8 protein-coding genes and 1 pseudogene are annotated in these 8761 nt (G+C 73.2%); 4 read left to right on the forward strand and 5 right to left on the reverse strand.

What is annotated here, in order from left to right:
- On the forward strand, positions 1–761 hold a 761-nt coding region (locus tag ACFSL4_RS27285; protein ID WP_381088256.1), incomplete at its 5' end, for a glycosyltransferase 87 family protein.
- Between the two features lie 35 nt (positions 762–796).
- Here ACFSL4_RS27285 and ACFSL4_RS27290 read toward each other — a convergent pair.
- The 5 genes and pseudogenes from ACFSL4_RS27290 to ACFSL4_RS27310 form a co-directional block, all read right to left on the reverse strand.
- Positions 797–1771, reverse strand: a pseudogene (locus tag ACFSL4_RS27290) (D-alanyl-D-alanine carboxypeptidase family protein); the annotation flags it as partial.
- Positions 1768–2910 carry a transcription termination factor Rho gene (rho, locus tag ACFSL4_RS27295; protein WP_381088259.1) on the reverse strand — a complete coding sequence of 381 codons (1143 nt, stop codon included), beginning with the start codon at positions 2908–2910 and terminating at the stop codon, positions 1768–1770. The gene rho and the pseudogene ACFSL4_RS27290, both read right to left, overlap by 4 nt.
- 444 nt (positions 2911–3354) lie before the next feature.
- Entirely contained in the window at positions 3355–4941 is a 1587-nt protein-coding gene (locus tag ACFSL4_RS27300; RefSeq protein WP_381088261.1) for an alpha-amylase family glycosyl hydrolase, read from the reverse strand.
- 168 nt (positions 4942–5109) lie between these two features.
- Positions 5110–5319 (reverse strand): tautomerase family protein, encoded by a 210-nt coding sequence (locus tag ACFSL4_RS27305; RefSeq protein ID WP_381088264.1) that lies wholly within the window; start codon positions 5317–5319, stop codon positions 5110–5112.
- Positions 5320–5597: 278 nt separating this feature from the next.
- Positions 5598–6359: an SDR family oxidoreductase gene (locus tag ACFSL4_RS27310; RefSeq protein WP_381088267.1), complete on the reverse strand. Its 762-nt coding sequence runs from the start codon at positions 6357–6359 to the stop codon at positions 5598–5600.
- 78 nt (positions 6360–6437) lie between these two features.
- Between ACFSL4_RS27310 and ACFSL4_RS27315 the strand changes: the two genes are divergently transcribed.
- The 3 genes from ACFSL4_RS27315 to ACFSL4_RS27325 form a co-directional block, all read left to right on the forward strand.
- Positions 6438–7307 (forward strand): helix-turn-helix transcriptional regulator, encoded by an 870-nt coding sequence (locus ACFSL4_RS27315; RefSeq protein ID WP_381088270.1) that lies wholly within the window; start codon positions 6438–6440, stop codon positions 7305–7307.
- Positions 7308–7422: 115 nt separating this feature from the next.
- A complete protein-coding gene (locus tag ACFSL4_RS27320; RefSeq protein ID WP_381088273.1) occupies positions 7423–8175 on the forward strand; it encodes a methyltransferase domain-containing protein in 753 nt (250 codons plus the stop codon).
- 151 nt (positions 8176–8326) lie between these two features.
- On the forward strand, positions 8327–8761 hold a 435-nt coding region (locus tag ACFSL4_RS27325), incomplete at its 3' end, for an acyl-CoA thioesterase domain-containing protein (protein ID WP_381088276.1).

Raw genomic sequence — 8761 nt, forward strand, 5'->3', positions numbered from 1 at the left:
CCGCCGTCGCCGCGGCCGCGACCGCGCTCGCGGCCTGGGCGGCGCCGGACGCCTCCCGCTTCTACTGGACGCAGGCGCTCTGGGACACCGGCCGCGTCGGCCGCCTGGACTACGTCTCCAACCAGTCCCTGCAGGGCGTCCTCGCCCGGCTCACGGCACCGTCCGAGCCCAGCCGCGCCGCCTGGGAGGCCGCCGTCGCCCTGGTCCTCGCGGTGTGGCTGTGGCGCACGCACCGTGCGCTGCGGGGCGGCGACCTGCGGGCCGCCTTCGCCCTCACCGGGCTCGCCGCCTGCCTGGTCAGCCCGATCACCTGGGTGCACCATCTCGTGTGGCTGCTGCCGTCGTTCGCCGTGCTCGTGCACGCGCGCCGGCTGCGCATCGCCGGTGCCCTGTACGCGGTGCTGTGCAGCAGCGTGGTGTGGCTGTGGTTCGACGACCCGTCCGGGATCGACGGCTTCCTCGGCGGCAACACCTATGTGTGGATCACCCTGGGGCTGCTGCTGGGGCTGCCGGTGGGTCACCCGCGTGTCGGCCCGCCGTCCTTGCGACGCCTCGTGAACGCCACCGCGCCCGCGCCCACCGCGGCCGCCACCGCGAGCGTCCCGGTGGTCTCCGGCCAGCCGGGTCCGTCGTCCCGGGCCGCCGCCCTGACGGCGGGGGCCGTTCGCGCCGAGGACCGCTCCGGCGGCAGCGAGCCGACCGGCCTGACGCGTCCCGCGGCGGCGAATCCCCAGTCGAGCAGCGAGCGGGCCTCCTCGTAGACCCGGAAGCCGCCGCGTTCCTGCGGGTTCATCACCGTCACCAGGAGGGTGCGCCCGCCGCGGCGCGCCGCGGCCACGAGGGTGTTGCCCGCGTTGCTGGTGTAGCCGTTCTTGATGCCGAGCAGTCCCGGATAGGCCGCCACGCCGTCGGCGCCCGTCAGCAACCGGTTGGTGTTCACGATCTCGTAGGACCCGCTGTTGCCGGGGAAGCTCGACGCGACGGTGGCGCAGTAGCGGGCGAAGTCCGGATCGCGCAGTCCGGCCCGGCCGAACACGGCGAGGTCGTACGCCGACGACACCTGCCCGGGAGCGTCGTACCCGTCCGGCGAGACGACATGGGTGTCGAGGGCGCCCAGCGCCCGGGCCCTGGCCTGCATCTGGCGGACCGTGGTCTCCACGCCGCCGTTGAGCGCGGCCAGCACATGCACGGCATCGTTGCCGGAGTGCAGGAACACGCCCTTCCACAGATCGCTCACCCGGTAGGTCTGCCCCTCGCTGACCCCGACGAGGCTGCTGCCGGCTCCGATACCCGTCAGCTCCGGCCCCGTGACGGTGTGCCGGGTGCCGCCGGGCAGTTTCGGCAGCACGGTGAGCGCGAACAGCGTCTTGAGGGTGCTGGCGGGCGGCAGGGGGAGGTGCGCGTCGTGCGCGGCGAGCACCTCGCCGGTGCCGGCGTCGGCGACCAGCCACGACAGCGCCGACACGTCCGGGACCTCGGGTGCACCCCCGCGCGGCAGCACATGGGTCCCGGGCCCGTACAGGAGCGGTGGCTGGGAGGCCGTGGGCCGTGGAGCGCCCGGGTCGGAACGCGCGCGGGCGGCGGCAGGCTGCGGGGCGAGGGCCAGCGCGCCGACCGCGCAGAGGACGCAGCAGGAGACGACGGCACGGGATGGGAATCCGATGGTCATATGGATCACGGTAGAAACGGAGGCCGTGTACGCCCGGATTCCTTGGGCCGATTGGGCGGACGTACACCCGGATGCCGCACAACGCCGGGCCCGGCGGGTCATCCGGACGGCAGCGTGGGCCGGATGTGGCTCAGGAAGGCCGCGTTGTCGGGCGTGGCCCGCATCCGTTCCAGCACGGTCTCCAGGTTCGCCTGCCCGTCGCGCGACTGCAGGGCGCGGCGCAGTCCGCGTACTGCCGTCAACTCCGCCTCCGGCAGCAGGAGTTCCTCGCGGCGGGTGCCGGACGGGGTGATGTCGACGGCGGGGAAGACGCGGCGTGCGGCCAGCGCGCGGTCGAGGCGGAGCTCCATGTTGCCGGTGCCCTTGAGCTCCTCGAAGAAGAAGTCGTCGGCGCGCGATCCGGTCTCGACCAGAGCGGTGGCGAGGATCGTGAGCGAACCGCCCTCCTCGGTCAGGCGCGCGGCGCCGAACAGCCGCTTCGGGCCCTGCAGGGAGGCCGCGTCGACGCCGCCGCTGAGGGTGCGGCCGCCGGCGGCGGCCGCGTTGTTGTGCGCCCGGCACAGCCGGGTCAGTGAGTCGAGCAGGACGACGACGTCCTGCCCCTGCTCGACGAGCCGCCTGGCCCGCTCGACGACCAGGTCCGCGAGCGCGATGTGCTGCTTCGGGGTGCGGTCGAACGTGGAGGCGTACACCTCGCCGCGCACCGAGCGCCGCATGTCCGTGACTTCCTCGGGCCGCTCGTCGAGCAGTACCACCATCAGACGGCACTCGGGGTGGTTGCCGGCGACGGCCGCGGCGACCTGCTGGAGCAGGACGGTCTTGCCGGTCTTGGGCGGGGCGACGATCAGCCCGCGCTGGCCCTTGCCGACGGGCGCGACCAGGTCGATGACGCGCCCGGACAGGCCCGCGGCGCGGTGTTCGAGCCGTAGCCGCTCACGCGGGTGCAGCGGGGTCAGATCCCGGAAGTGCGGACGTCCGCGCAGCTCGTCGGGCGTGCGCCCGTTGATCCGCTCCACCTCGGCGAGGGAGCGCTGCCCGCCGCGGGTGCCGACGAGGGTGTCGCCCTTGCGCAGCCCGTGGCGGCGGATGAGTGCCGGGGGGACCTGGAGGTCGGCGGGCGAGGGCAGGCAGCTCTCGGACCGCAGGTGCCCCCTTCCGCTCCCGTCGATGTCGAGGACACCGGTGACGAGCTGGGGCGGGAGGTCGTGCCGTGCAGGGGGGTGTTCGAGAGTGGTGGTCATGGGCGGTCCTTTCGGGCGGAACGCGGGGAAGGGAAAGGGAGGAGAGGCCGGGAGGCGGCATGGTCACGCCTCGGTACGGCGGGGAACATCACCTCGGGTACGGCGGGAACACGCTGCTCGCGAGGTGCTGCCGGGAAGCTGACGCACCGGCCGGAAACGCCGGGAGGATCAGCGAACTGAGGAAGAACTGGCACCGGCGCCCGACAGAGGGCGTACACGAGTGCTGACAGCACTGTAGCACCCGCCGGGACGGGCGGGGCGATGAGCGGATGCGCGGCCGTCGGACACTCCGGCTCGTCGGATCAACGCATCGACGACGCCGCGCATTCCCGGGGCGCGGCGAAGACCCGGAGGAACGCGACGACGTACTGCAGGTCGCGCGGGCGACCGTCGAGGTGTGCGGCCGGGGGCCGCACACCTCGACGTGGTGCGTCCGCGTCGCCGTCAGCCGCCGTCGAGTGCGAAGATTCCGTAGCCGAATCCCTGGACCGTGATCGTGCCGTCGGTGATGTCCACGCCGGAGGCCTCCAGGGCACGGCCGGCGGCCGGGTGCGGGTAACCGGCTTTCTCCCGCCGCGGGTTGACGGCCACCAGGTAGCGGCCGCCCCGTACGTACACGAGCGGGTACCCGGTGTGCAGCACCTCCACGGAGCCGCGCGGGCCGAGTTCGGGCGTGTTCGTGCGCAGGGCGATCAGACGGCGTACGAGATGGAGCAAAGAGGCCTCGTCGGCGCGCTGGGCCGCCACCGTCGGGCGGTCGGGGGAGGGGTCCACGGGCAGGTAGAGGCGGTCCTGTGCGGCGGCGGAGAAGCCGGCGGCCGGGCCGTCGTCCCACTGCATCGGGGTCCGGGAGCCGGCGCGGTTGTAGCGAGGGCCGAGGACGCTGCCCTCCGTGTCGGGCAGGCCGGGAACATAGCGCATGCCGATCTCGTCGCCGTAGTAGATCGCCGGCAGCGTCGGCCAGGTCAGCTGGAAGGCGAAGGCGGCCGGGAGCTGTTCGGCCGTGCGCGGGCCGCAGCTGAGGCGGGAGAAGTCGTGGTTCGCGGTCGGCAGGGAGATGAAGCCGGAGGATCCCAGCGCGGTCGCCGCCTTGTCGTACGCCTCCACGAACGGGCGTGGCGATCCCTTGCCCGCCGCGTCGAAGAAGCAGTCCAGCGGGTTCCAGTCCGCGTCGGCCGTGCCCTCGCCGGTGTGCCACAGGGACCGCAGGGGCAGGCCGTTCGCGGGCCCGCCGAACTGAAGGAAGAAGTCCGCGTGGAAGCCCGCCGGGACGGACACCTCGGGGTCGCCCCACTCCGACAGCAGCACCGCCTCCGGGTGGGCCCGGTCCAGCCACCGGCGCAGCTCTGTCCAGACCCCGGCCGTCTCCGTCCGGCCCGGGTCGTCCTTGACGAGGGAGGCGGCCATGTCGACGCGGAAGCCGGACAGACCGAGGCCGAGCCAGTGGTCCATGATCTCGCGGAGCGCGGCCCGGTTGGCGCGTGGTCCGTCCGCGTCGACCGGCTGCCGCCAGGGCTGGCCCGGATCCTCGCGCGCGTAACCGAAGTTGAGGGCGGGCTGGAAGCTGAAGAAGTTCGGCAGATACGCGCCGGGGCGGCTGCCGGGGGAGGCGACGAAGCCCTCCGGGCGGCCCTCGGGGGCCCAGATGTAGCGGTGGTCGTCCGGGTCGTTCGCCGAGGCCCTGAACCAGGGGTGCTCGTCGGAGGTGTGCCCGGCGACGAGGTCCAGGAGGACGCGGATGCCGCGGCGGCCCGCCTCGTCGACGAGCCCGGCCAGGTCGTCGGCCGAACCGTAGCGCGGCGCGACGGCCAGGTGGTCGGAGACGTCGTAGCCCGCGTCGCGGAACGGGGAGACGAAACAGGGGTTGAGCCAGACGGTGTTGACGCCCAGCCACGAGAGGTGGTCGAGGCGCTCGGCGATTCCGTTGAAGTCGCCGATGCCGTCGCCGTCGGAGTCGGCGAACGACTGGGGGTAGATCTGGTAGAAGACGGCGTCGGCCAGCCAGGCGGGGGCGGGACGGAACGAAGTCATGGACGGGACCCTACGGGAGCACGGGCGGGCGCGCGGGGGCATGTCGTTCGCTGATCGAAGACGACCCGGTCCGAACGGTCGGGTGACGTCGCCCCGCCGGCCGGCCGATCGACTTGGCGCGGTCGTCAGGGTCCGGATCGGCCGGCAGCGCCCACCCGGGCGACGGGGTCAGACGTCGCCGTTGAGCATGGCGGCGGTCAGGACGCCGCCGGCGACGCCCCAGCCGCCGTCGGCGACTTCGTCGACGAGCACGACGGTGGTGGCGCGGGCCCGCTCGCCGTAGATCTCCGCGTACAGGTCGGTGGTGCGCTCGACGATCTTCTTCTTGTCCTCGGCGGTGATCGTGCCGGCGGGGACCTTGAAGGCGGCGAAAGGCATCGGTGTCTCTCCTTGAGCGGGTCTCGTCCGCTGGCGCGGACGTGTCTGTCCGAGGGTGAGGGCCGGTGGCCGGTGGCCGGTGGCCGTTGTCCGGCCGGGGCCGTTGAGGTCAGCACAAGGCGTGGCCGGTGAGCAGTCGTCGATACGGACAGGCCGGAATACGCCATGGGGCAGGCCGGCGTCTCGGACACGAGGACCGGCCTCGGCCAGGGCGCCTGCGGTGAGGTTCCCGACGCGACCGGAGGCGCCCGTGGCGATCACGGCGTTCGGCCGGGCTCTCATACCAGGCCGCCGTTGGCCCGCAGGACCTGGCCGTTCACCCAGTGCCCTTCCGGGCTGGTGAGGAAGGCGACCACATGGGCGATGTCCTCCGGCGTGCCCAGCCTCTCCAGCGGCGGGGCCTTGGCGAGCCGGTCGATCTGTTCGGGCGTCTTTCCCTCCAGGAAGAGGTCCGTGGCCGTGGGCCCGGGAGCGACGGTGTTCACGGTGATGTCCCGCCCGCGCAACTCACGGGCAAGGATCAGCATGACCGACTCGACGGCGCTCTTGCCGGCCACATACGCGCCGTAGGCGGGGAACTGGGTGCCGACCACGGAGGTCGAGAACCCCACGAAGGAGCCGCCCGGGCGCAGCCGCCGGGCAGCCTGCTGGGCGACGGCGAAGGCGCCGCGGACGTTGGTGCGGTACAGGGCGTCGAGCACGGCCAGGTCGAGATCGGCGACGGGCGACAGAGCGAGCCGGCCGGCGCAGTTCACGACCGCGTCGACGCCGCCGAACTCCTGCTCCGCCCGGTCGAACAGGGTGGCGACCGCTTTCTCGTCCGCCACGTCCGCCTGCACGGGGATCGCCCGCCCGCCGGCGGCGTTGATCGCCGCCACCGTCTCCTCGGCGGCGGCCGCGTCGTGGGCGTAGTTCACCACGATTGCCAGGCCGTCCCGGGCGAGCTTTCGGCAGACCGCCCGGCCGATGCCGCGTGATCCGCCGGTGACGACGGCAACCCGCGTGGCTGCCGTCGGGGGAGTGGGTTGGTTGGTGGTCATGTCTTCCACGATGCGTGACGGCGACCGGCGCAACCAGGGGATGTCATCCCCTGTGTCGGTGACCCGGCCGGGCGCAGAATGGGGGGCATGGGCTCTGTGAAGCACGCCGAACTGGGGGCGTTTCTGCGGGCGCGGCGTGAACGCATCCGCCCCGCCGACGTCGGGCTGCCCTCCGGCCCCCGGCGGCGGGTGCCTGGGCTGCGCCGTGACGAGGTGGCCCAGCTCGCCGGAGCATCGGTGGACTACTACAACGAGCTCGAGCGCGGAGCCGGTTCCCAGCCGTCCGAGCAGATGATCGCCGCGCTGGCGAGGGCACTGCGCCTGACGGCCGACGAGCGTGACCACCTCTACCACCTGGCGGGTCGCCCGGTGCCGGTGGAGGGTACGGCCGCCTCGCACGTACACCCCGGCATGCTCGATCTGCTGGGGCGTCTGACGGCGACACCTGCGCAGGTCATCACCGATCTGCACGTCACCCTCGTGCAGAATCCGCTCGCGGTGGCGCTGCTCGGGGACCAGTCGGGTTTCCGGGGCAGGCGGGCCAGCTTCGTCTACCGGTGGTTCACCGAGCCGGAGGCCCGGCAGGCGTATCCCGCGGCCGACCACAGGAGCCAGTCCCGAGCCTTCGTCGCCGATCTGCGGGCAGCCGCCGCCCGGAGGGATGCCAAGGACGCCGAGACCAATGCGATGATCGGTTCGTTGCTCGGCGTCTCCCGTGAATTCGCCGAGCTGTGGGCCGACCACGACGTGGCGTTCCGGCGGGACGACCGCAAGCGCCTCGTCCACCCCGCACTCGGCCTGATCGAGGTCAACTGCCTCAACCTGTTCAGCGAGGACGGCCGGCAGCGGCTGCTCTGGTTCACTCCCGCGGTCGGCACCGACAGCGCCGGTCTGCTCGACCTGCTCGCAGTCGTCGGCACCCAGGACGTCACCGGTCCGACACGCTGAGGGCCTCACCCGGTACGGCACCGACGTCCGGCCCGATCCCCCGCCCGAGCGCGGGCGGGCCGCCCGACGACCGCATCCGGCCATGCGTCACCGCCTTGCCACTAGGCTGGCCGTGATGTTCTCCCCGCACGGTCCCACCGTCCGCGAGCTGGCCGTTCAGGCGCTGTCCTCGGTCGAGCGCGGCTACGACCTGCTCGCGCCCAAGTTCGACCTCACTCCCTTCCGGACGCCGGACGCCGTCCTGGACGCCGTGGCGGAGGCCCTGGCGGCCAGGGGGCCCTTCGACCGCGGGCTCGACCTGTGCTGCGGCACGGGGGCGGGCGCGGACGTGCTGCGCACGGTGTGCCGGGAGAGTGTCACCGGGGTGGACTTCAGCGCGGGGATGCTCGCCGTGGGGCGGAATCAGGTGCCGGCCGACGCGCCGCCGCGCGTCGACTGGGTGCGCGGCGACGCGCGCGCCCTGCCCTTCGGCGCCGCCTTCGACCTCGTGGTGAGCTTCGGGGCGTTCGGGCACTTCGTGCCGGGGGAACTGCCCGGTCTGTTCGCCCAGGTCCACTCCGTGCTGCGGCCCGGCGGACGGTTCGCGTTCCCCATCGGGGCCCCGCCGGGCCCGGCCTCGCCCTGGTACTGGGCGCTGTTCGGCTTCGACGCCGCGATGCGGGTGCGCAACGCCCTCTGGCGGCCCCCGTTCGTCATGTACTACCGGACGTTCCGGTTCGCTGACGTACGGCGCGAGCTGACGTGCGCCGGCTTCACGGTGGAGCATCAGGCGCTGGAAGGCCTCGGCCGCCGGCCCGACGGCAGCCCGCGCTGTCGGCTGATCGTGGCCACACGCGAGAGCGGCGTGCCTCGGCCCCGGCCGGCCTGACCGACTCGGCCCTGCCGCCGGTACCCACCCTCGGGGCACATCTCCGCCCACACCTCCATTTGTTTTTCCAACTCATCACCCTATAGTGAGTCTGCTTTTCCAACTCTACTGTTCGGCTGCCCCTGTGCGGCCATGCGTGTGAGGAAGTGCGATGAGCGCTGCACCCCGGGCCCCGTTGGCGCCCACCGAAAGCACCGTCGACCCCCTGTGGTGGTCGTGGGCGGGAGCCCATGGCGGCCACGTCGCCGCCGTCGCGCTCGCCGCCCTCCGTGGCCGGTTCCCCGGCGGAGCCCACCCGGTCCGCAGCCTCACCGCCCACTTCCTGGCCCCCGTCGACGCCCGGCCCCTGCAGATCTCCGGGACCGCGCCCGCGGTCGGCCGGCGCGCCGCGACCTGCGTCTTCAGTGGCCATCAGAACGGCATTCCGGTGATCGCCGGCTCGGCGGTCTTCGGCCCCGGACGCCCCGGCCCCGCGCACGAGGGGTGCCCGGCCCCCGCCGTGCCGGCCCCGGACGACTGTCCGTCGCTCGATCTGCCCACCGGGCTCGCGCCCTTCGAGCGGCAGGTCGAGATCCGGCCGGCCGGC

Source organism: Streptomyces caeni (genome assembly GCF_042678285.1).
GTDB lineage: Bacteria > Actinomycetota > Actinomycetes > Streptomycetales > Streptomycetaceae > Streptomyces > Streptomyces caeni.

Bases quoted from the DNA above. Each gene is read 5' to 3' on its own strand.
- rho (WP_381088259.1), bottom strand. From the start codon at position 2,910: ATGACCACCACTCTCGAACACCCCCCTGCACGGCACGACCTCCCGCCC.
- ACFSL4_RS27315 (WP_381088270.1), top strand. From the start codon at position 6,438: ATGGGGGGCATGGGCTCTGTGAAGCACGCCGAACTGGGGGCGTTTCTG.
- ACFSL4_RS27300 (WP_381088261.1), bottom strand. From the start codon at position 4,941: ATGACTTCGTTCCGTCCCGCCCCCGCCTGGCTGGCCGACGCCGTCTTC.
- ACFSL4_RS27310 (WP_381088267.1), bottom strand. From the start codon at position 6,359: ATGACCACCAACCAACCCACTCCCCCGACGGCAGCCACGCGGGTTGCC.
- ACFSL4_RS27320 (WP_381088273.1), top strand. From the start codon at position 7,423: ATGTTCTCCCCGCACGGTCCCACCGTCCGCGAGCTGGCCGTTCAGGCG.
- ACFSL4_RS27305 (WP_381088264.1), bottom strand. From the start codon at position 5,319: ATGCCTTTCGCCGCCTTCAAGGTCCCCGCCGGCACGATCACCGCCGAG.